13 protein-coding genes are annotated in these 23,959 nt (G+C 38.0%); 2 read left to right on the top strand and 11 right to left on the bottom strand.

Going from position 1 to position 23,959, the window contains the following annotated elements; genetic code table 11:
- Positions 1-16: 16 nt before the first annotated feature.
- The 6 genes from E4T88_RS13495 to E4T88_RS13470 all read right to left on the bottom strand — a co-directional run bounded on the left by E4T88_RS13495 (position 17) and on the right by E4T88_RS13470 (position 8,513).
- Positions 17-433, bottom strand: a complete 417-nt coding sequence (locus tag E4T88_RS13495) for an NUDIX hydrolase (protein WP_135106283.1) — start codon at positions 431-433, stop codon at positions 17-19.
- A 438-nt stretch (positions 434-871) separates the two neighbouring features.
- Entirely contained in the window at positions 872-2,074 is a 1,203-nt protein-coding gene (locus E4T88_RS13490; protein WP_167755461.1) for a GDSL-type esterase/lipase family protein, read from the bottom strand.
- Positions 2,074-3,204, bottom strand: coding sequence for a glycoside hydrolase family 43 protein (locus E4T88_RS13485; protein WP_135106279.1), 1,131 nt, complete (start codon positions 3,202-3,204; stop codon positions 2,074-2,076). Before E4T88_RS13485 ends, E4T88_RS13490 begins: the two co-directional genes overlap by 1 nt.
- Positions 3,205-3,213: 9 nt before the next feature.
- A complete protein-coding gene (locus E4T88_RS13480) occupies positions 3,214-5,070 on the bottom strand; it encodes a right-handed parallel beta-helix repeat-containing protein (RefSeq protein ID WP_135106277.1) in 1,857 nt (618 codons plus the stop codon).
- 9 nt (positions 5,071-5,079) lie between these two features.
- Complete coding sequence (locus E4T88_RS13475) at positions 5,080-6,657, bottom strand: beta-N-acetylhexosaminidase (RefSeq protein WP_135106276.1); 1,578 nt, start codon at positions 6,655-6,657, stop codon at positions 5,080-5,082.
- Positions 6,658-6,662: 5 nt separating this feature from the next.
- Positions 6,663-8,513, bottom strand: coding sequence for a right-handed parallel beta-helix repeat-containing protein (locus E4T88_RS13470; protein ID WP_135106274.1), 1,851 nt, complete (start codon positions 8,511-8,513; stop codon positions 6,663-6,665).
- Positions 8,514-8,842: 329 nt separating this feature from the next.
- Here E4T88_RS13470 and E4T88_RS13465 point away from each other — a divergent pair, with 329 nt between their 5' ends.
- Positions 8,843-12,790, top strand: a complete 3,948-nt coding sequence (locus tag E4T88_RS13465) for a hybrid sensor histidine kinase/response regulator transcription factor (protein WP_135106272.1) — start codon at positions 8,843-8,845, stop codon at positions 12,788-12,790.
- Between the two features lie 357 nt (positions 12,791-13,147).
- Here E4T88_RS13465 and E4T88_RS13460 read toward each other — a convergent pair whose 3' ends face one another.
- Genes E4T88_RS13460 through E4T88_RS13440 form a run of 5 tightly spaced genes read right to left on the bottom strand, consistent with a single transcriptional unit; the run spans position 13,148 to position 22,843 of the window.
- Positions 13,148-15,286, bottom strand: coding sequence for a SusE domain-containing protein (locus E4T88_RS13460; RefSeq protein WP_135106270.1), 2,139 nt, complete (start codon positions 15,284-15,286; stop codon positions 13,148-13,150).
- 12 nt (positions 15,287-15,298) lie between these two features.
- Complete coding sequence (locus E4T88_RS13455; protein WP_135106268.1) at positions 15,299-17,011, bottom strand: right-handed parallel beta-helix repeat-containing protein; 1,713 nt, start codon at positions 17,009-17,011, stop codon at positions 15,299-15,301.
- Positions 17,012-17,027: 16 nt separating this feature from the next.
- Complete coding sequence (locus tag E4T88_RS13450; RefSeq protein WP_135106266.1) at positions 17,028-18,137, bottom strand: FISUMP domain-containing protein; 1,110 nt, start codon at positions 18,135-18,137, stop codon at positions 17,028-17,030.
- Between the two features lie 11 nt (positions 18,138-18,148).
- Complete coding sequence (locus E4T88_RS13445; RefSeq protein ID WP_135106264.1) at positions 18,149-19,753, bottom strand: RagB/SusD family nutrient uptake outer membrane protein; 1,605 nt, start codon at positions 19,751-19,753, stop codon at positions 18,149-18,151.
- A 3-nt stretch (positions 19,754-19,756) separates the two neighbouring features.
- Positions 19,757-22,843: a SusC/RagA family TonB-linked outer membrane protein gene (locus E4T88_RS13440; protein ID WP_135106262.1), complete on the bottom strand. Its 3,087-nt coding sequence runs from the start codon at positions 22,841-22,843 to the stop codon at positions 19,757-19,759.
- Positions 22,844-23,347: 504 nt separating this feature from the next.
- Between E4T88_RS13440 and E4T88_RS13435 the strand changes: the two genes are divergently transcribed.
- Complete coding sequence (locus E4T88_RS13435; RefSeq protein ID WP_135106260.1) at positions 23,348-23,920, top strand: RNA polymerase sigma factor; 573 nt, start codon at positions 23,348-23,350, stop codon at positions 23,918-23,920.
- The last annotated feature ends 39 nt before the right edge of the window (positions 23,921-23,959 follow it).

The following is a 23,959-nucleotide window of genomic DNA, read 5'->3' as shown; positions in this document are numbered from 1 at the left end:
TGTCAGGAACCTCTCTTTAGATTACTAATCCATCAGCCTTTAGTCTTTTAAATATCTGAAGTACACCTATAACTTGTGCAGGTTCCTGTTCATAGCTATAACTATCAAAAAACTTAATAGCTCCGATCTCATTATTCGGCGATATATTTTCGTGCAGTTCGTATAAATAACAATCTTGCTCCATTATCAGATTTTCCTCTTCACCATATGCGGGCGCAGTAATATGGCAATAGAATTTTAGCAACTTAACATCTATTTTGAGAGTTAATTCTTCCCATATTTCTCTCACTAAAGATTGTTGAGGTAATTCATCAGTCTCAATTTTTCCTCCGGGCAAATACCATGCTCTTTTATTATTACTATATGCTAGGAGCAGCTTGTCATTTTTTATAACAAGAAGCCCTACAGTACGAATAAATTTTATTTTACACATATGTCTCTAATCCTTTTTTATCTAATGTCAAATGGTTTTATTTCCGAACTGGAATTATAATTTATCGCTTTCAGTACTGTTTGTCTATTTCGGAACATCCGATCCCATGTACTGCCGTTTGTCAATATCACCCATAACAGGATCACAGAAATAACGTATTTCGGGTTTCAATGTTTTTATTATTCTTACAAAATTAGCTATTATTTTGACTTGTTCAGCAGAGCCGATATGGTTGCGATCTTCTTTATTGGTACTAAAGGTGGTATGATTATGCTCGGAAAAGATTTTGAAAATATTATCGGCTACAAAACTTTAATAGCAGTAAATAAGATAAAAAAATAAACCATGAAGCGATTAGATGTACTTCCTCTGTTTGACATAAATATAGTCAAAGGAGAAGAACTATTGAAACTTTTATTAGCTAATGATGTTTTACAATTACTTTATGCCTTTGATTGCAAGATAGCGTAACAACTCTTTTGTCCATATGAGATATGCAGCTTCGGTGAGATGTGTGCCGTCTGTTGTATATTCAGCCTTTAGGCTTTGTTCTGAAGCTAAGATAGGATTCAAATTGATTACATCAATATCCTCTTTTTCGCAATAGCTAACTATCCTGTTGTTGATATAATCTATCTTTTGAGCTAAAGATGGATTATTGTGTGTATAAAGCGTTGGTAGTATCACAGGTTTTATTCCGCTTTTTATTAAGTTATTAATGATCTGTATTTGATTTTGATATATAACATCGGGTGCTATATTGTTGAACAAATCATTTATGCCTGCCATCACAAAACATATTTTGGGGTGCGTATTAATAACAGTTCTATCCATATGCCATAGCATCTGTCCTGTTGTATATCCTCCTTGACCAGCATTATGAGTATCGTTTCTATTCAGTCGGGCATTCCAATTTCCTCCGCCTGCTGTAAGGGAATTTCCCAGCATCACAATTTTTATTTCTGATTGAGAGTTTTTCATTATATTGTCAATAGCACTACTGGTTAGGTTGTGTGCGGTAGACAGAGGAATAAGCCTGTTTTCTTTCAGAGCAATAACATCATCTATAAATGAAGCTATATTATTAGCGAATAGTGAGAGACCACTATTATTAAGCATAAATCCATCATTCGAAATTTCCGGGAGTAATTCTCCTTCATGAGCCAGCCCCTTGTCTGCCGAATAATAGTATATTTCGTTTTGCGCTGCATAAGATTGTAATTCTCTGTTCAGTTGATATATAGAGGAGTTGATAGCTACATGATTTCTTACAGGAAGCGTAGCTATTATAATTGGCTTAATATTGTTCTTTATCATCTCAGAGCATAAATATTTGTATGCTCCCAATATATCTTTCACCGAAAGCTGCAAAAGTATATCAGGCAGTCCCCCGTATAGAATACAGAATTCTGGTTTCTCTCGCAGAAGCCTTCTGTCCAATTCCCAGCCTTGTTGACTAACAAGGAAACTTTTGACGCTGGCATCAACTATATCAAATTTGGGCAAGTAGGTTGTCCAATTAATATTACAGCCTTCTCCATTTGTCAGTACTCCAATCTTTATTTTGTCCTGAGCATCTATTGTTTGCGGTAATGCCAACTGCAATAAGGCAACTATAAAAACTTGATATAGGTATTTCATTACTCTTCTATTTTCCATTTATCATTCCATCTGATCGTGAAACGGTCTCCCTCAAATGTAATGGGTAACCATATATATCTTCCATCTATCGCATTTTTTGGATTCCATCTATCACCCATATAGATATAGGTGTCAGGCTTACCCTGAACTGGTAGAATATAGGTGCTTTGCGAATGAAAGGTCGTTTGTGTTGTATCTCCTATACAGGGATCTCCCAATTCCTTCCATTCTCCGAATATATTGTCCGATACGGCCGAACGTGCTTGATTGGGGTTCCAACCGGTGCATCCCGACATCATCAGATAATATTTGCCTTTGTGCTTGAACATTGCCGGAGCCTCCATGAAGTGTCCAGAAAAGAATCTTCCATATTTGCCTGTATGAGACAAATAATCATCCGAGAGCTCGGCAATATGTAAAGTGCTGTTTTCTTCAGAAGAGTAGATATGATAGGCTTTACCGTCATCGTCAACAAATAAAGTCATATCGCGAGCCATCTGTCCTTCTTTCATATCTCTTCCTAATATATTGAGCGTATCTACATTTCCGGGTAAGCTTCCCCCATCGAAACTCAGATTGAGAGCTGGACTATCCAATTTATGCATATCCAAAGCATTGAATGGATAATGAGACGCATTAGGGCGCACAGCTTTTATATAAATATACGGCCCTGTTGCATTATCGCTTATAGCAACACCACTCAGAGCACCTTTATATCCTTTTCCTTTAGGCTCGAGATGAAACCACATTATATATTTTCCTGTCTTTTTGTTTTTTATTACTTTGGGTCTTTCGAGAATACAACCTTCCTCTATATCACTACCCGACGAGGAAGGCATTACAGCCAAAGCTATGCCCTCGTCTGTCCAATTATACAAATCCGTAGATGAATAACAATGTACTCCTACATTAGCCAAATTGCCATTTTCTCCTTCGGTTTTATGCTCTCCAAACCAATAATATACACCATTATCGAATAGAATACCTCCTCCGTGCGCATTGATATGTATATTGTTGTTGTCCAACCATATTGCGCCGGGGGTGAAATGTTTGTTAGTTACAGATTTAGTTGAGCATGCCGAAAATAATATTAAAGCAGCAATCGTGATTGTATATATGGTTTTCTTCATAATTAGTTATTATTGTTGGTAAAAGAACCTATTGGGTTTATTCACAATATCTTTTTTGAAACCTTTTTGCTTCTTCAGAACAACGTTTTTACATTCCGAAGCACTTACCTCTACATCTCGATTACCTTCGAATGAATTGCCTTCAATAGATACACTATTACAGTTTTGAACGTCTATAAATGATAAACCTTCAAAGATCGGTTTGTAATCATTAGTTTCTACAAACTTATTGTTTTTTATTATAAGTTCGTTCGCACTCAGGGCATATATGACCTGCGAATCGAATGTTTTTATCAGATTGTTCTCGAATACAATTTTTCCATGATAGTAGCCTTTAGATCTTTCGGACTTGGGTATTTCCGGCGAAATTTGCAATACGGATTGTGGCGCTTCACCACCTTTGCCCATATTCACGAATGTATTGTTTCGGATGACGACATCAGTTACATATCCCGATTCGAACCAAGAGTTGGCATCGCCCGCAATAAGGATTCCTGCCATCATCGAATCAAAATAGTTGTCTTCTATCAAAACCGGTTTTGGCGTAGATATTAATATGCTCCGCGCCCTGTTATTTTTCACTGTACAGCGTTGCATCACTAAAGATGCTGTATTTGTTAGATTTTCTACGGCCAGATGCATAGATTTGCCGACTGAGGGCAATGGCGTTTCAGATCGGATTGTCCAATAGTCATCATTTATAATGTTTACTTCCTTTACAACGAATCGGCTCACCGGTAATAGACTCGTACGATCCACCAATTGTAGCGTGTCGCCGATTGAAGCAAATGAGAATCCTTCTTGCTGCAAGTGTCCGAATTGTAGGGCAATGCAATCATCCGACAGAAATTCGTTTACGATCATATATGTTCCATGCACATTGGTAGCATCATCCAGCATGTTCTCGAAGATGCAATCGTCGAACCGGATGGTTCCACGGCAATTCACAAAGTGCGTAGCATCAGCCGATGCTGATATATAACGCCCCGAGCCTTCACGCAATTTTACATTGAATTTTTTCAGAGTCACATTTTCAGTATTCTCTCCAATGAGAGCCATTGCTCCTGCCATATAAATATTTATGTTGGATAAGTTGATGGCAGACGATGAATGCAATATTATGCCCGGCACTATTCTGTTTTTCTTGTATGGGCCTTTATCTATGTAGATTGAACCAATCGGTGGTACTTCGACCGCATCAAAACCAGAGAGACGGATAGTATGATTGCCCAAATCCTGCGCTATGAGTTCTCTTTTCCAGTCGAGATGTAGGTATTTAGATGTATAGTAGTAGGGAGCGTTTGTTGTTGGGTCGAAAACAATATTTTGCCCTAATGGTTGAGACCAGTCGTAACCGTTGTAAAACATTCGTGTTCCTTTTACTTCATATTTGATATCTCCCCTTAATTTTATATCGATACTTTTGTTGATCGGATTGTTTGCCACAACCTTACCTTCGAGTATAAATGAAGTATTGTAATCGATATTAATACCCGAAACAGACACATCAGAGCATCTATTGATGTAGAATGGCACAATTGATCCATGAAACAAAAATTCAGTGCCATTTCCTCTGATTTCGACATTTTTCATTTCATTGAGATAGAAGGCAATCTTTTTGTATCCATTGTCGTTATTCGAAACGCTGACAAACATTCCTTTTGCCTTTTCGGGATAGAAATTATACACTCCTTTTTCGAATTCAAGAAGCAGATTCCCTGTTTTATTTTGTTGCAGAACCTCTAAAACAATATACGTGTAATCATTTCTGCCATCGAGTGGTATTTTTACAACAGTTACCCTTTGTGAGCAAGAAGCAGCCAGACTCGCGCAAACGTAAATTATTAACGCTAAAACCTTATTCATACCTTATATTTATTTTTTCGAATTTACTTCAGATAATGGAGCGATATTATACCCCTTATTATGCCATCTGCTAATAAAAAAATCTAATCCTTTTTCGAACCGATCATAGTTCTTTCTATCGTTGCTAGTCCAGCCAACTTCGGCATATGCAGCTATACGTGGATAAGTTTGATATTCCACTTCCTTTTTTGATGGAGTCCACTCTCCCCACATTTGGCAGCCTAATCCTAATATCTGCTCTTTTTGTTTCGCTGTAAAAGTATCCGGCGCTGGGTTAAAGCTGTATGCTTTGGGCAGGTCTATCAGTTCGTAGGTGTAATCCAGATATGTATATTCGTGATTAGAGTTGACCAACTGATAGCCTCTTCTGATTGCTTCATACAGATTTTCGGGAGTTCCTTTCCAGAAATGAATGATAGCTTGTGGTGATAGCTCTGTTTTGGCATTTTCGGCTGTAGACCAATCGTGTACATTAGCTCCTAATATTTCATTCCAGCCCATCATACGTTTGCCCAACGAATCAGCTATGAAATTGGATATGTCGTTCGTAAATTTTACTTGTACATCGCTATATGTGGTTAAGTTATATTCTTTCATATATCGGGTCACTTTCGGCGAGTTTATCCATTGGTCATATTTCACTTCGTCACCTCCTATATGGATTACATCTGAGGGGAATAGGGCGGAGACCTCTTTCAAAACATCGTGCAAAAAACCGATTACTCGGCTATCAGCAGGGTTGAATACGGTTTGTAGGACTCCAAATTTTTCGGGAACTTTTATCTTTTCATTCAATGTGCCCAAGCAAGGGTAAGCTGCAACTGCCGCCGAAGCATGGCCCGGCATGCTGATCTCGGGGATAATAGTGATGTATAGCTTCTTCGCATAATCGACGACTTCTTTTATGTTTTCCTGAGTATAAAAGCCTTTATGAACTTTGCCATCAAAAATTTCGCTAGCCCATTTTTTGCCATTATTGTTTACTTGCGAACTATCGCGTACAGATCCTATTTCGGTCAGAAGAGGATATTTTTTTATCTCGATACGCCAACCTGAATCGTTGGTCAGATGCCAATGGAATTTGTTGAGTTTGAGTAAGGCCATTTCGTCCAGTAATTGCTTTACGGTTTCTTTTCCTTGAAAATACCTGGCTTCGTCAAGCATGTAGCAACGCCATTGGAACGCAGGCTTATCATCGATAACTAAACATGGACATTGCTTATCCTTTATCAATTGCCTCAGGGTTTGGATACCATAAAAGATACCATTTCGAGTAGAAGCTTCGATCTTGATTTTCTTTGGAGATATCGTGAGCCGATACGCCTCGTTATTCCTATCTATTTTACCACTTATCTTTAGCTCTATAGCAATTCCTATGGTATTGGGTGATAGAGCAAAATCTGAGATGAGTACATTCTTCAGATAATCTTGATTTTGCTTTTCTCCTTTAATATTAAAGCCAGGAGCTAAATTGCAAATGCCATCTTTCATTTTTATAGATTGCGGATAGGGAATTATGTCTATATCTGTTGCTTTAGCCATCACCATGGTTAAAAGAAATAGAATTGAAAGTAATATTCTTTTCATATCATTTATTTATCTTCTGTTATTGTCAATTTAATTCCGAATTGAGAAATATCCGTAAGACGCATGTGTTTTATCGTAATATTTTTCCCCGGAAAATCGTTAGAGAATCTATTGCCTCCAACCTTTACTTTGCGACAACCATCGAGATACAAATTTGTTTTCCGATAGAATTGAGGGTAAGTGCTAGTCTTTATTAATTCATTGTTAATAAAGCTAAGATTATTGACCGAACGGGCAAATAGAATAGAATAGTCGTAATGTCTAAAAATATTCTTCTCGATACGTATATTATGATGATATGCAGGAAAATCATTTCCTGATGGACGAACTGAAGGAGTTATAGATATAACGGCTTCGCCCCATCCCCATGGATTGTCTAGAATATTATTCCCCGATGTATAACAATCCTCGAATACATTGTTTCGGATAACCACATTCTTTACAGCACCCGATTCGAACCACAAATCTGTATCTCCTTCGATGAGAATGGCAGCTCCGGCAGAACTGAAGTAATTATTTTCGATGAGTATATTCGCCGGTGTTGTTACTAAAATCGATCGTGCACGATTCTTTTTTTGCATTTTGCAATTGCGAACAGTAAGGGTAGGGGTGCGGTCTTTATTTTCCAGAAGATCACCTGTTTTTACTTTTCCTATTATCGAGCGGTCGAATGTAAGAATGTAGCCTTCCAGTTTGTTTTTTTCATCATATTGAGGATGCTGTGTCATCACTCTTAGCTTATAATTACGCTGCATTGTAGCAGAATCCAAAGCCCATGCATTCGCTTTGGGGTCGAAGCCTATATATCTTCCATTAGAGGCAACCATGACAGTCTTACTGTCTAGTATTTTTGAGACTTTGGCATACATTCCGTGTATATTCATAAAGTCGTCACCCGCACCACTCACCGAGCAATTATCGAAGAGGATATGGCCTTTGCATCCGTTGAAGTGCGTTGCATCGGCTATGGTACTAAAGGCTCTGCCTTTAGTATCATTATTTATGATATGCACATTCAGCAGGCTGATATTTTCGCTCTTATATCCATGTACACCGCAGCTCAGAGTGTGATATATGTTTATATTTTCCAGCTTGGTGTCGATACTTTCTTTCACCTCTATTCCATTTGTAATATATGTCCCGTGGAAAAACACAACTATCGTTCCGTTTTTGGGCTTTATCAACGGTTTGAAATGAAAGCGAACCACATTTTCACCTAAGCAGCTAACTTTGGCATTGTATAGATCATTTCCCAAGGGACGGTCGCGAGTTTGATAAATAATATTTTTCGTATCTTCATCATACAGATTGGTGTATTGAGGTACAATTCCCTTGCGCCATCCTTCGCCCAAGAACCAAATAGAGTCATTCACTATTTCGTAAGGATATTCCTTTTTGTCAATAATCACATCCATATATTCGTCTATAGTTTTTATTATCTTAGCTTGAGAATTATATGGACGGTCCCAATCTATATTGAAATTCTTTAGATGGATATTACTGGACTTATAGATATAGAAAGGCATTACTTTTCCATGAAAGATAAAATCGGCACTGTCTCCGTCTATCGTAACATTTTTCATCAGCTCCAAATCGAATGCAATTGTAGCTTTGTCATTACTCTGCCTGACTGGGTCTGCATAGAAATCATATCGTCCCTTTTCGAATATCAATGTTAGTGATTTGTGATTTTTGTTATCTTCTAAAAGTCTTTTTAAAAGAGGGATTGAGTTTTCTTTATTATTGGGTCGAATACCATATTCCGAAACCTTTATAGTATGGCTACTTACATGGATAGATATGCCGGCTAAAAGAAAAAAAACGGTCAGGACAATCCTGTTTTTTTTGTTATTCATGATTATATCTACTCTAAAGTTTTTTATAATGTATACTTGAGTTTTCTCTAAGCTTCGGAAACAAATGTATTTACATAACGCCCTATACTCTATACCTATGAGTATAAAAAGTATATATAAAACTAAGTGTAATATAGGGGTATGTGTAAAATAAACAAATATGCATCTACTCTAAACAAATATATATAAATGTGTTTTATGTATTCCGAATCTATATTCTATCTTTAGTGCTAAGATTTTGTACATACAATATCTGTTTTTAATTCTCTTTTCCGATTTTTAGTCGGGTTATAAGTAAGAATGCATTTTTGTTCATTTAACCTACTTACATGAAGATCATAATTTCCCGAAATTGCATTACGCTCTTCTTTTTCTGTCTCACTATTTGCTTATCGGCTCAAGTAGATGACGTGATAAAGAACTATATCCATATTAGCAAAAATGATGGCATAGTCAATAATAATGTGACCTCTATATCAGATGATATCTATAAGCGTATATGGATAGGAACAGCCAAAGGCTTGAATATATACGATAGTAATCATCTTACTACTATTCAGCGATATTCGGGTTCGTATATCTATTCGCTGTATGATACAGGCAAGGAAATGCTAATTGGAACCCAAGGATATGTAGAAGCATATAATTATGATTTAGGAACATTTTCGCGTATAACATGTGAAGAAAAGGATATAGAATATACATCATCTATTTTTCGGTACAACGATCAGGTTATACTTGTAGCCAATGGTTCTATTTATAGTTTCGATGATGGGAAGCTGAGTTTGATAAAAAAGAATGTGCCATACCATATAATGAGTGTAGACAAATTTGGTACTATGTGGGCATTGCATCGCGAAATGGTTTATAAGATAGATGCAAAATTCAATATTATAAAATCTTATAAACTTACGAGTTCCGACCATTCTCCATTGATAGGAATCTGCTTATACCCCGATTCGAAAGGAACGATATGGATTGGTACTGTAAAAGATGGGCTTTATCGGTATAATCGAGCTTTTGATGATTTCAGAAAAGAAAACTTGGTGTCGGCCTATAATATTAACGAAGTAGAGAATATCGGCAGTATAAATGAGGATAGATACGACCGCCTATGGATTGGGCACAATAGCGGCATAGCTGTGTATGACTATAGCAACAACTATTTCAAAAACTATATGCTTGAGAATAGCTATAATATAACCTTGACCACAACTATAACAAATATATATAAGACGAAAGATCAGAATATGGTTCTCGGAACCTTTTTTACAGGATTCTTTTATATCAAAGAACTAAACTCCAATATACAGTTCAGTAATCTTGCCGACTTCAGTAAAAAGACGGGGGTCGTCACAGCCAATGGTATCGTAAAAGATAAAAGCAATCGTCTTTGGGTAGGAACCAATTGCATGGGAATAAGTCTTCTGGATGCAAAAGGAGAACTGATAAAGCATATAAACCATAGTAATGCTCAAATAAATGACAACATTGTTTCTCTTGAATTGGATGGGATGGATAATGTTTGGGCCGGATCGCTATCCACAGGGTTATACAAAATTGGATCGGGTGGAAATATAACTCATTATATCAATCAGCAAAACGATCAGACATCGCTTGTCGGTAGCAAAGTATATGCCCTATATTCACTCAATAGCGATAGCCTGATTGTTGCCAGCAACAAAGGTGTAGACGTATATATGTATGGCAAAAATATTTTCTCCAATATAGTAGGTGCTACATCCCAAGATTATGCATTTTCGGACATTTACCAATATAGAAATTATATTTATATAACAGACCTGTACTCATTTTTTCGTTTCGACAGAAAATCGGGTAAAGTCGAAAAATTCAATTATCCGCAATATCAGGACAATCAGTTTCAGTGTAGCTATGTAGACAGGCAAGGTCGTTTGTGGATTGGTACGGCCAAAGGGGAAATTTTGTTATTTGACAATGACACTCTCGCCACTTATATTTCAGACAAAAAGATGCTCTATAATAGCATTTCCAACATTCAGGGAGATAATAGTCAAAATCTGTGGTTGACCTCAGGTAATGAAATATTCCGAATTACGCTGGGAAAAAAAGTGAGAAGAATAAATTTGGCTTGGGGACTGGGAGAGAATGAATTTAATGTAAGGTCTTCTTATATTGACAAAGATGGAGTTATCTACTTTGGCACGACAGATGGGTTAATTAATTTTCGTCCTCAAGATATAGTTATACAAGACAAACAGCCCCCCGAACTTTATATTTCAGACTTCCGTCTATTCAAAAACTCGGTTATACCGGGAGAATCGGATATATTGGAAAAGCATATAAATAACACGAAGAAAATAACTCTCAATAACCATCAAAATTTCATTTCATTCCTCGTTTCCAGCATCGACTTCACTCCTGATGAGGGTATTCCCTACAAGTGTGTATATATGCTCGAAAATCTTGACAGTGATTGGTATGAGGTAAATCCGGCATCAAACGAAATTACTTTTACCGGTCTTTCAACAGGAAAATATATCCTTCATATAAAATTAATAACAGAAGATGGAGAAACTTTGGCTACAAAGGAGATAGAAATAAATGTAAGGCCTCCATTCCTGCTTAGTTGGTATATGATTGTATTATACATCATCCTATTATCTGGTATTTTATGGCTTATAAGTGGATTTGTTAAGAGGCAGCGGCAAACGAAAGAAATAATCAACAAAGCTAAACGCAAACAAGACGAATTGACCAGATTGAACTCTTTGAAGTTAGACTTCTTTACTTATATTTCTCATGAATTCAAAACACCGTTAGCCATTATCTCGACACTCCAAAACGAAATAATCCCTACTAATAACGAGCCGGATAGCGACAGCAATATCTTCAAGCGGAATGTAAAACGTCTCGAATATCTGATCAATCAATTGATGGATTTCCGCAATATGGAGTCTCAGCATGCTTCGATAAAGATAAAGAAATACGATATAATAACTTTTGTCGAAGGTATTTATGAGGCCTTTACTCCGCTATATAAACATAAGGAAATAGATCATCAATTTGTAACCGAAATAGACTCTCTCCCTATGATGTTTGATGCCGACAAGGTGGAAATGTTGGTCGGCAATTTGTTGAGTAATACATTCAAACATACTCAGCAAGGAGGGAGGTGCTATCTGAAAATACAAAGAGAAGAAAACGTTGTAGTTATCGATATTTTCAATAGTGGAGCTTGTCTCTCCAATGAGCAAAAAACCATCATCTTTGAGCCTTATTATCGTACAGATACTTCCAGTACTTATCCCAATAGCGGTATAGGTCTGGCTATTGTAAATAGTATTGCCAAACTGCTGAATATAGAACTGTCGGTATTGGCTGTAGAAAACGAGGGGAATATATTCAGAGTGAGGATACCTATTAGCCAAGATGATAAAATGGAGATTAGCACGTCGTCTAACGGAAATAATATTGTCGATCAGATTATAGATAATACGATGTATATAGAGGAACAAACTAACCTGTTCAACGAAACCAGCTCAACGAAATTTCAGATACTAATAGTTGATAATGACAGCGATACACGGAAAATGCTTCGAAAGAAATTACAAGACTATTTTCATGTATTGATAGCATCCACCGCCAAAGAGGCTCTGTTGTTATTGAAATCTCAGAATATGGATCTTATTATCAGCGATATATATATGCCCGAAATGGATGGATATGACTTCTGCCGTCAAGTGAAGAGCAATCCGAAGACTCAGCATATACCAGTATTCCTAATCACATCCGAGCTATCCGGCGAGGCCAGGATGAAGGGATTTCAATCGGGAGCGGATGCATTCTTGCAAAAGCCAATTAATATTCAGGAATTGATATTGCGGCTCGATAATATATTAAGAAGAAAAAATGTTCTTCGCGATTATTATTCCGGTCTCAATCAGTTAACTATCGATAAGACAGAGGTTAATAATGCAGATGAGATATTTATAAAGGAGCTGACCGAATATATAAATGAAAACCTCACCGACCCCGATCTTTCGGTTCATCAACTAGTACAGCATACAAACATTAGCCGTACTCAATTATATTTGAATATCAAGCGGTTGACAGATCAAACACCCTCTCAGTTTATACTGAATATTAAGATGACCAATGCTAAGCATCTGCTCTTGTCCACCGATCTCACCTCATCTGAAATATCATACAAACTGGGGTATTGCAATCCGAATCATTTCAGCCGTCAATTTAAGGAGTTCTACAGTGTTTCTCCTAGCGAGTTCCGTAAACAGTAGTAAACGGTTATTAGTTATTCTATTATCTGTATCCTTCTAATCGTAGCTAGGAATCTCTTTCTTTTTGGTAGGGGAGAAGAATTGTTCGCCCGAAAAGTACACTTTCATGTAATCCTGATGTAGTTTAAATTACCTCGCTTATTATCAGCCTGTTTATCACTTACAAGATAACAGAACTAAAAGACGAATATAAAAAAAGGTGACAAAAGTAACACTTTTCAGCATGTTTTGTATTGTTACTTTTTTCGTCTCGCTATCAAAAAAGCCTTTTAGTATAGATAAAAAAAATCCGTTTTCTTCAATCTTTTTTACAATAAGGATTGAAAGAAAACGGATCTTCTATTATTTATAAGATTGTTAATTCATATTCCTTACACAACGCACATTCACCATTTTCGAAGCTGTGCCATCTCCTTCGCTCCATGGACGAGACAGATAGTGCCATGGAACAATATCATTCGAATTCCAATCAAATATCTCTACCATGTAGGCTGTCGTAGAAGAGCCTACAGTCGTTGTCCAATATCCGGATTTGCCTCCACTGTCGGCGTTGTCGGGGGCACCTACATTGCCATGCCAGAACACCCCTCCGGGAACTAAATTCAAACCGCTACTATTTGTCACTTCCCATTGATTGTTCCAATACTGTGTCGATTTCACTTTCTTGGCCGGATTCGGAGACAAAGTGCTTATCAAGGCATTCCAATCTGAAAGTGTGGATACATGCCATCCATCAGGGCACACACCTTGTATAATACTGTTCTCGCTCGAACCTGCCGACTGCCACGTGCGCAGTGCTGTAGGCCATGTATAATATTGCCCAATCACATTCGCATCTGTTACAGCACCTCCCGTATAGGTTTTCGAAGCCAAATCTACAGTAGTGAAGGCTGTGCCATCGCTGTATTTAGTAGCTCGCAAGTTTGCTCCCATCCAGAAGTTATTCCCTATTTTCGTCACCGGATATGTTTGTGGAAAAGAGGCGTCTCGTTTGTCTACCAACGGTTTTATCATACCTGTCAATTTCATGTTATGTATGTCCGATGGTTCGGTCATTACAGCTACAGTTGTTACTATTCGCCAATAAACAGTTTTGGTCCAATACGAAGCTCCTAAGTCCGATAGCATATCGTCAAGCAGACTGTGAGTGAAACCGACTGTTTTGTTCGTTGTTAGTTCCTTCACTTTCGAGTGCGTCATATCAGCGTTCAAACTGTATTCTATGGCATACGTAACTCCGGTTGCCGAACAATCCCAATTAACTGTAGCAAGGTTTGCTGTTGGTGTCGATACATTGAGAGTATAGGCCGTTGCATCAGTAGGTAATGCTGTCAATTTGATTTTAGGAGCAGCCGTTACCGCCAAAAAGCGTCTTACAGTAAAAGTTCCGGTATGTTTCGAAACAGCGCGTAAAGGATCGTTTGGAATAACCTCCCAATACATTTTCTTTTTTTGTGATGCAACCATTTCAAATTTTTGTTCTAACAGTTGATCAAAATCTATTTGTGAAATTGAATATGCTTTATTGCTTCCGGCATCGAATTCCACCGATACATTCAACTCTTTGTCATACAATTTCACTTTGTAGGTTACTCCTGTGGTGTCACATGACCATTTAAACTGGAACATATCTGAAGCACTCTCTAAAGCAAGTAATACTGTACTGCCTTCAGCCGGCGTTGCCAAAGTCACCTGAGCCGGATCGCGGGCAAAACGTCTTATCGAAATCTCTCTTTCGGCACTATTTTCAATTGGGTTGTTCAAATTCCCTGTTCCTTTTACTCTCCAATAGAGCGGAATACTCTGACCTAGTGCTACTCCATGATTTTTGAGCATGTCATCGAAATATTTATTTGAGAATTCATGCGATTTTTCCGATCCATTTTCTATTTGTATCACATTATCGAAATTGCTATCGAAACTCATTTCCAGGACATAATCTTTTACTTCTGTTTGGCAAGTCCAACTAAATGTTATAAGATTCTCTGGATTAGCCTTGTCTAATGTCAGTTCAGCCAAACTGGAGGGACTATCCAACATGATTACATTTGTAGGTAAATCGCAACGGGTTATCGTCAATTTTCTGATCTCGTCACACCAGCCGGCTTCCGGATCTACAACATCTATAGACCAGTAGATTGTATGTTGTTCTCCTATACCAATATTCATCGAACTTAGTATAGAATCTACTTGCATGGTTGTGAGATAGAAGTCTGTTTTAATTCCGGCTCCTACTTCTACTTTCTGAGTACTCATATCTTCGCTCAAGCTGAATATAAGGTTGTATTCAATATAGTTTCGCTTCGACTCCCACGAAAAACGATAGAGAGAGTCGGGCTTTTGGTAATTTAATACCCATGTGGTATCCTTTGAAGGATATTTAAGAAAAACAGGTTGTCGCCCAACTTCATAAAAATCGTTTTCGGTATTGCAGCTTACCAATACTATGAGAATACCGGTAACTGCCAAAATTGCATTTCTTATCATTTTATTCATGATATTGTCTTTTTAGTGGTTATATGCTCCCATATTTTTACTTGATCCGACAGCAACACCCCAGAAATCATTCGTTACGGGATAGAATCCTCCGTCCGAAACGGTGGTTCCGGTGGCGATAGCAGGGGAGCCGGTAGCCAATTTCAGCCCATTCAATATTTGATCTTTATCTACCAGATTGTTAGAGTTAACAAAGTCCGTAACTAGTTTAACAAAGTTAGGATCTATAGTTATATTTCCACTGTTGTAAGAGCCTGTACCCGGTATAGGTGTTGAATATCCATATACACAATTGTTCTGAAAAATGACTCCTTTATTCGAGCTCAGAGAACCTACGTTTAATTTACAAAACTCATTGGCTGTACCTGTTGTGTTGTAAAATATATTGTTGGCAAACACTAACGAATTAGGGATGTTGGTATAATTATCGAAAGTAATGGCACTATTATCGGCATGTTGTGTTGCCGATTTTGTTTTAATTATCGTATTGTTGTAGAAATATGTACCATCTACACGTCCTACTACATCGATGGCAGACGATATGGTCAACCCATTTTCTTTTACATAGTCGCGCGTGCCGTCATTGATACTTATATTATATCGTACAATAGTACCCTTATGGGTAGCATAACCTTTATCGAAAGCGGCATCGGCAGGACAAAGCAAGAAGAATCCACCCACATTGTTGTATGAGATATTATATTCGAAAAGTGTATTCTGGCAGTTTTGGTCACAGTCGAATGCTTGTCCGTCCCATGTGGCTTTGTGGTCTTGTACTATATTGTAGCGGAACACTGTTTCGTCGCTATGGATACACCACAATCCGGCTGATGCTTCGGCTCGGAACGAAGCCCCTTCGGGGGACCATCCTCCTTCGGCACAATTACGTACGATATTGTTTTCTACAATTGCCTTGTCACAGCTGTTTACAATAATTTGGTCGCCAGGAATACCTTCGAATAGATTACCTCTGAAAATGAAATTCGTATTTGCTTTTCTTTTGCTACGGTCACCGGTCGATACATATCCTGTCAATCCATCACGCTGACAATCTTTGATATGGCAATTTTCTATTACAATATCATTAAAGCTGCTGGGAATATTACCTTCCAATACATTGTAATAAAAAATACCTGCTCCGCCTCCTTCCAAATGATGTGTCTTAGTACCGTATACATCTTGCACAGTACACCCTTTGATATGTATGTGATTCATTATTCCATTTGGTATATTATCGGCAACAATGCGGATACCAACGCTTTTGGCACGAGGTTGCGCCCCCTTATTGGTTATTTTCAGGTTATGCAATTCCCAGTATTGCACATTGCGTATCAGTATTGTTTCGTCTTTTGTGCCGCCTCCATTTATTTCGGGCAGAGGCAGCTTCTCGTCTCCATATGCCATAATAACAATAGGAGCTTCTTGTGTTCCATTTCCTTTTAGGGTAATCGTACCATTATATACGGTTCCTCTTTTTATCAATATTGTATCTCCCGGTGTCCATGTCCGTTCGAGAATGCGGTCTACGCTTTCCCAAGCTTGCGATGGCGAATGTCCGGTATTATAATAAGCTCCGTTTTCGGGATCGATGTAGAACCGCTTTGGATAGAAGCTATTATCTATCTCCTGGGGATCAGGATTATCGACCAAAGAATCATGACACCCTGTTGCAAACAAGGGTAGTGCTAATAACCAGCATACATATATTAGTCTGTAAATATTCATCTTGCTCTTTTTTAGGTTACTTTATTTCATCCATAATACATCTTATCGGGTAGCAACGGTTTTCTACACCTGGAATAGCTGAATAGCCTTGCAGATAAATGCCTTCTACATCATCGTACATAGACATTAGCGTTGCTTTATTCTTATCGTCATCCAATGCCGCTTCACCCCATGCAAATTGCTGTCCTTTGAGGTATGGCGTAGAACTCCAAAATCCTGTGAAAGGGTTTCCATCGTCCAACCCCTGTGTTATAAACCCAACGCCCTCATGCCAATAGTATCCTGATGCTATGATGTTTAGCTTTGTACTATTGGTTATATTGGCAGTCGTTTTCCAATAAGATGGATCTTTTACCAGATTGCCTCCCGATTCGGTTCCTAAATATCTTCGCAGTTTATCAAACTCGGCCAACGAAGGTACATGCCAACCATCTGGGCATATGCCTTGTATATTCTCTTTATTGAGTGTTGCTGCTTTAGCTTCATCCCACGATATGCGAACGGTTGTAGCCCACGAATAATATCCTCCGGCCTTAGCATTGTATATCGGATCGCTGGTATAAGCCCCCTTGTATGGAAGAGGAAGAGGTGTCCCATCCGAATATTTTTTTGCCCGTAGGTTTTCGGCCATGATGGTCATCAACGATCCATCGTTCAAGACGAACTGTCGGGCTTCATATTCTTCACCATCCCGTTTGTCTACAAAACTTTCTACTGCCAGTATTGCATTAAAGTATCGCCATGTGGTAAATACTTCTCCGTTGGTGTTTTGTTCTACTTTCCAAAAAAATCTTTTGATACTTGTAAAATCGGGCCATACCTCTCGTAATACATTCAGAAACTCCTGATTTGTTACTTTCAATGAATCTTTGGATCCTACGTCAAAAACATAAGGATTCTGAAAATGCATATCCGTATCGAAATATATCTTGTAAGTAGAATTGGGTCTTGTCTCCCAAGTAAAAGTCTGAAGTGCATCGGGCTTGAAAAAATCTATTTTTACAGTTGCTCCTTCGTTCGGATAGATTGCCCGTGCCCATGTAGGATCCACATTCTCTACTTTTTGTTCGCAGGCAGTAAGTAGTATCAGTGCGAATATTGCTGTATATTGTATTATCTTTTTCATATCATCACATATTAATAATTCGGATTCTGATCATTTTTGATCATAGGGTTGGCATTTATCTCTTTTTGAGGGATTGGCCAAAGGTAGTCCCTATCCTTATTAAAAGATCGTTTGTCGATAATTATAGATTCGTATTTCCAATCGGAGGTAACATTTCCATTCCAGTACCATTTTAGTTTAGACACATCTAAGCCAATGGCATCTACCATTACTTTTTCGGCAATCTTCCAACGGCGAATATCGAACCAACGTTGTCCTTCGTGAAAAAGTTCGACACGGCGTTCGTTCCTTATCAAAGCTCGCATTGTTTCCTTGGTCAGATTTGGCAGAGACTCCGATAGCGTAATCATCCCCACACGATTGCGCAATTCGTCTATCAACGGATATACATTGGCCGGTCCGTTTAGTTCGTTTTCGGCTTCAGCCCATGCCAATAGCACTTCGCCATATCGCATTATTATTTTGTCACAACCATCGTTTTGTGTATTAGCCAGTTTTTCGTTGGCTCCTTTCTTAGGACGGAATCCCGATATATTAGCCCAACTGGCAGGTATCCAATTTGCCTGGTAACGAGATTCGGCGTCTAAGCGATATTCCGATCCGGGACAAAGAATAGACATATGCAGGCGAGGGTCACGGTTGCTAAAAGGATGATCGGGATCATAAGACGCATCTTTAGGTATAGAACCACCGCCGTCCGCTTCCAGTGTCTTGATCGGAAGTCCATTGGCGGTGAAGAAACTCTCTACCATAGGCAAAGTCGTCTGGAAAGAATTCCAATGATACCAAAGCATTGTCATATAACTGGAACGAAGGTCGGTTGCATAATTTATCTTCAAGATGATCTCTTTGTTAGATGTATCCGTTGTACCTTCTTCTAGAAATAATTTTGAGAAATTGGGATATAAAGTATACCCTAATTTCTTAATTTCTTTAGCTGCATCTATTACTGCCTGATTGTTGTTTTCATATTGAGCAATGCGTAGCTTCAGCATATAAGCTGCGCCTTTAGATGCTGATTCGCCTCCAAATGAGTGTTTTAGATTTCCGATTGCAAAATCTATATCATCGTGCATAAATGCCAATACTTTAGATATTTCCTCGCGAGGCTGATTTTCCATCGGTGAATTTTCGTCCAGAAGAGGAACTCTTCCATAAAAGCAAATCAAATCGTAATAGAATAAGGCTCTTAAGAACCGAGATTCGGCCATAATCGAATTTTTGTCCGTTTGCGACAGCGTTTTGTTCGATGCCAGACCTCGAAGCAACGAGTTGCTGCGCGAAATAGCTTGCCAATCCCTTGTCCATTTATATTCGGCCCACCAGCTTGTTGCTGTTTGCGTGCCTTTGGCAAATTCAGCAGAGAACTCCCATGTATTGGGGTTGAATGAGTTATCCGACATATTTTCCCATGTGTAGGGCGTTATATAGCTCGGGCTTTCGTCGTATAAGCAAGAATAAATACCAGCCAACAAGCTTTTAGCCTGATCTATATCTTTCAAGAATGTATCGGGAGATGCTTTGTCGGTAGGGACAGTATTCAGGTAATCGGAACAAGAACTTGCCGACAAAAGAAGCAATACTGCTACAATATATTTTAATGAGTTCTTTTTCATGACTTAGAATGTTACGTTTATACCTGCTGTAAATGTCTTAACTAAAGGGTAGGAGTAGATATTGGTTGCGTCTATCCCTGCTCTTTCGGGATCAAATCCCTTATACTTGGTGAGGGTGAACATATTTTGTCCACTGACAAACACTCTGGCTCCTGTAATGCTTATCTTATTTAGCAGAGAACTTGGTATAGTATAACCTAGTTCTATATTTTTGCAACGCAAATAAGACATATCTTCTACATAGTACGCCGACTTGATGGCCGATCGTTGGCTATCTATAAATACCCGCTGATAGGTATTGTTCGGCTTTTCGGGAGTCCATCGGTTTATCATCCATCCAGCACTATTGTAGTTGTTGAAGAATGGCGAAACCAGTTCGCCTGAGCTCCAACCCTCGCCACCCAATACGCCTTGCAGGAAGATAGTGAAGTCGAAACCTTTATATCTGGCTCCTGTAGAGAACGAGAACAAGCAGTCGGGTGATGGATCACCAAGAGCAACACGGTCGTTGTCTTTGTCTATAATGCCATCTCCATTTTGATCTTTGAAGCGGATGTCGCCCGGAGCGGCTACAAGTCCTGAGTATGAGTTGACAGGGTTTCCGTATCGGTCGAAAGTTTTCAGATGATTATGAATCTCTTCTTCGTTCTGATAGATACCTTCCACTTCGTAACCATATAGTGTATTGATGGGTAAGCCTTCTTGTAACAAAATACCTTTTGTATCATTGAGGATAGGGCTCATACCTTTCAGATCCAATATTTTATTTTTATTGAATGACAAAGTCGCATTTGCATTAAAATCGAACCCTTTGAATAGTTCTTTGTTATATCCCAATGTGAATTCATATCCCACATTGCGCATTTTACCTGCATTCTGCCAAGGATCTTCAGTAAATCCAAAAGTACTGGATACCGGTAATTGCATCAGAATATTGTCTGTTTGCTTAATATAGAAGTCGGCCGACACTGAAAATGAGTCGAAGATAGTGAAATCTAATCCTACATTCTTCTGTGTTGTCGTTTCCCATGTCAGGTCTTTATTGGCAATGTATGATACTGCCGATCCGGTTACACTTTGTTTATTCCATATATAATTAGCTGTTCCTACCGATAGAATATCTATTCCGGCATAGGAACTCCATATTTTCTCATTTCCCAGTTGCCCCCATGATCCACGTACTTTGAGTTCGTTTACCCAAGGTAAGCCTTTTTTGAGGAAAGGTTCTTCCGAGATACGCCATCCGGCCGAAAAAGAAGGGAATAGACCCCACTTATTATCTATTGCAAATTTGGAAGATCCGTCGTAACGCATGTTGGCTTCGAATAAGTACTTATCTTTATAATCATAGTTAAATCGCCCAAATAGAGACAACGATCTGACAGTGGAAGCCCACGCACTATTTTTCTGTGTGGCAGGATCTCCTACTTCGAGGGTTGGCAGGTTGGCTGTTAAGCGACTACGCTGTGTTTGATAATATTTGCCTTCCCACTCTGATTGCTGTGCTCCTCCCAATACCTTGAAGTGGTGGTCGTCGTTTACATTCAGCCAATAAGAAAGGGTTGTATAGCTCGATGTTGTGCCATAGCGATAGGTACTCTCTCTTATCATCGATTCACGCGATGAATTTTTACCGATTGTCTGTTCGCCATTCGATCCGGTCTCTATTGTATACAAGCTAATATTTGGAGCATAAGTTTGTCCGAATTCCATATTGTAATCGTAACTAACAGCTCCTTCCAGTTTCAGTTGTTTAGTTATTTGAAATATTGCATTCAGATTTCCGGTAAAGCTTTTTTTATCCAATCCTTTCTTACCTCCAGCTTCGCGCACTGCATCGTTATAAAACCATGACGTCCATCCATATCCTTCCATTTTGGCTACAACGGTAGGGTGCATTTGAACCACACGAGCCAATGTCGACTCTGTTCCATCGACCAAATCGGTTTGATTGCCAACATAACCAGATATGTTAGCGGCTATTTTTAATTTATCGTTTAAGAAGGATGTGTTTACATTCGACCTGAAAGAATATTTTTTGTAATCTGTTCCCTGCAATATTCCGTTCTGATCTAAATAACCAAGCGATAGGGTGTATGTCAATTTTTCTGTTCCGCCATTTAGTTTCAAATAGTGATTTTGTTGAGCAGCAGGTTTGAAATAAAAATCAGCCCAATTGCGATCAGGATATGCAGCCAGATCATCACCTAGTCGGAAATTATTTATATACTCGTCGCTATATAATTTTTGCATTCCCGAATTGATTCGGGCTTCATTATATAATTCCAGAAAATCGACAGAACCGAGCAGGGAAGGGTAGCGGGTAACATCCTGAACGGCAAGGTAGCCATTGTATTCGATCGACATTCCTCCGCTTTTACCTTTTTTGGTAGTAATAAGGATAACACCGTTTGCAGCCTTGTTACCATAGATGGCTGCCGAAGCGGCATCTTTTAGTACCGTCATAGACTCAATATCTTTAGGGTCTACTTTATCGAATGAAGATTCGAATCCATCGATGATGACTAATGGCGAAGAATTGTTTAGAGTACCTATGCCTCGGATTGTGATTGTACCACCATCCGAACCCGGCTGTCCCGAATTTTGTGTTACTTGTACTCCTGTAACTTTGCCCTGAAGAGCTAATGATACATCTGTTATAGGCCGATTTTTGAAGTCGGCGGTAGATACATTGGCAACTGCACCTGTCAATTTTTCTTTGCTTGTCGTTCCGTATCCAACGACTACAACATTGCTCAGTTCGATGCTGTTTTCTTCTAAAACAATAGTTAGTGGTTGAGATGATGTGACTTTGACTATCTGTTTTTTGTAGCCCATGAATGATATCTCCAAAGTTTCGCCTACATGGGCATTTATGGAGAATTTTCCTTTTTCATCGGTAGTTGTGCCTATTTGTCGATTCTGAATTTTGACAACGGCTCCAATAATTTCTATATTCTCTACATCCAAAACCTTTCCTTGTACAAGGATTGTAGATCCTGTTTGGGCTGATGCTAATTGTGCATGGAACAGTCCTATAAACAATAGAATCCACCAAATCTGTAAATGCCTGTTGATGTGAATTTTCATTTGTCCATCGTTTTAAATTTATAGTTAACAAATCATTTCGAGTGATTTCAACTGCTAAAGTAGGTATTACGTGAAATATTATTTTATATGGTTGTTTTTATTTTATACATTACAAATCTGCAAATAGACATTGGTGGGGAAAAGAACAAATGTATATGTAGTGTAAACATATATATATCCTATGATAGATTTAAGCGATAACGATTTTTATATTGTTAATATTTTGATTATTTAATTTATTAATGCCAATCAGTAGTCGAACTTATCCGCCAATTTACTTGGTTAACATATTGATTAAAATCAATATATACTCTTTCCTAGCCAAACAGTACCTCATATAATAAAAACTCTAATTTTTATATTTTTCGAATCACTCCATACTTCGTTTTGATGAAATCAGATGAATAAAATAAATTTTGAAGTTCTTCTATCGTAATTAATCAATTTTATGCAAAAAAATTTATACGTTTGACTTTTCTTTTGTGAGGCTTAAACAATTTTAGCATGAATAACTCAAATGAACTCAATGCTATTCTGAAAAGGATATCTGAGAATGACCCTTATGCCTTTCGTTTATTCTATGATAAGTTCTATATTCAGATATATCGTTTTGCCAGTTATTTTATAAAAAATAATGAAACTAAAGAGGAAATCATTTCTGATGTTTTTTTTAGTATATGGCAAAACAGATTAGAATTATTGAATATAGATAATATTGTCGCATATCTTTTTACTATAACCCGCAATAGAGCTCTCTATTATATCAACAAATCAAAGAATATTGAATCCTTAATTATCGATGATATCCCCTTGGGGATGGCCTCGAGTGATTTGACTCCCGAAGAGATTTATATCAATGAAGAACTTGTTTTGGCTATACAGAGTGCAATAAATGAATTACCCGAACGATGTAAACTGATATTTCTGATGGCCAAAGAAGAAGGCTTGAAATACCGAGAAATAGCTGAGATTTTATCCATTTCGGAAAAAACGGTAAATGCACAAATCGTAATAGCTATTAAAAAACTTGCTTATATCTTAAAGAAAAAAATAATTGTTTTTCTAGCTATTATATAGGTAATATCTCCCTTTTATATATTTTTTCTATAAAAAGAT

This window comes from Dysgonomonas mossii (assembly GCF_004569505.1).
Lineage (GTDB): Bacteria > Bacteroidota > Bacteroidia > Bacteroidales > Dysgonomonadaceae > Dysgonomonas.
Note: the sequence above shows the minus strand (reverse complement) of the source record. Positions and strands in the feature narration are given on the sequence as shown.

What these genes read in the sequence shown, in the direction of transcription:
- E4T88_RS13495 (WP_135106283.1), bottom strand. Translation starts at nt 433, where the DNA reads ATGTGTAAAATAAAATTTATTCGTACTGTAGGGCTTCTTGTTATAAAA.
- E4T88_RS13490 (WP_167755461.1), bottom strand. Translation starts at nt 2,074, where the DNA reads ATGAAATACCTATATCAAGTTTTTATAGTTGCCTTATTGCAGTTGGCA.
- E4T88_RS13485 (WP_135106279.1), bottom strand. Translation starts at nt 3,204, where the DNA reads ATGAAGAAAACCATATATACAATCACGATTGCTGCTTTAATATTATTT.
- E4T88_RS13480 (WP_135106277.1), bottom strand. Translation starts at nt 5,070, where the DNA reads ATGAATAAGGTTTTAGCGTTAATAATTTACGTTTGCGCGAGTCTGGCT.
- E4T88_RS13475 (WP_135106276.1), bottom strand. Translation starts at nt 6,657, where the DNA reads ATGAAAAGAATATTACTTTCAATTCTATTTCTTTTAACCATGGTGATG.
- E4T88_RS13470 (WP_135106274.1), bottom strand. Translation starts at nt 8,513, where the DNA reads ATGAATAACAAAAAAAACAGGATTGTCCTGACCGTTTTTTTTCTTTTA.
- E4T88_RS13465 (WP_135106272.1), top strand. Translation starts at nt 8,843, where the DNA reads ATGAAGATCATAATTTCCCGAAATTGCATTACGCTCTTCTTTTTCTGT.
- E4T88_RS13460 (WP_135106270.1), bottom strand. Translation starts at nt 15,286, where the DNA reads ATGAATAAAATGATAAGAAATGCAATTTTGGCAGTTACCGGTATTCTC.
- E4T88_RS13455 (WP_135106268.1), bottom strand. Translation starts at nt 17,011, where the DNA reads ATGAATATTTACAGACTAATATATGTATGCTGGTTATTAGCACTACCC.
- E4T88_RS13450 (WP_135106266.1), bottom strand. Translation starts at nt 18,137, where the DNA reads ATGAAAAAGATAATACAATATACAGCAATATTCGCACTGATACTACTT.
- E4T88_RS13445 (WP_135106264.1), bottom strand. Translation starts at nt 19,753, where the DNA reads ATGAAAAAGAACTCATTAAAATATATTGTAGCAGTATTGCTTCTTTTG.
- E4T88_RS13440 (WP_135106262.1), bottom strand. Translation starts at nt 22,843, where the DNA reads ATGAAAATTCACATCAACAGGCATTTACAGATTTGGTGGATTCTATTG.
- E4T88_RS13435 (WP_135106260.1), top strand. Translation starts at nt 23,348, where the DNA reads ATGAATAACTCAAATGAACTCAATGCTATTCTGAAAAGGATATCTGAG.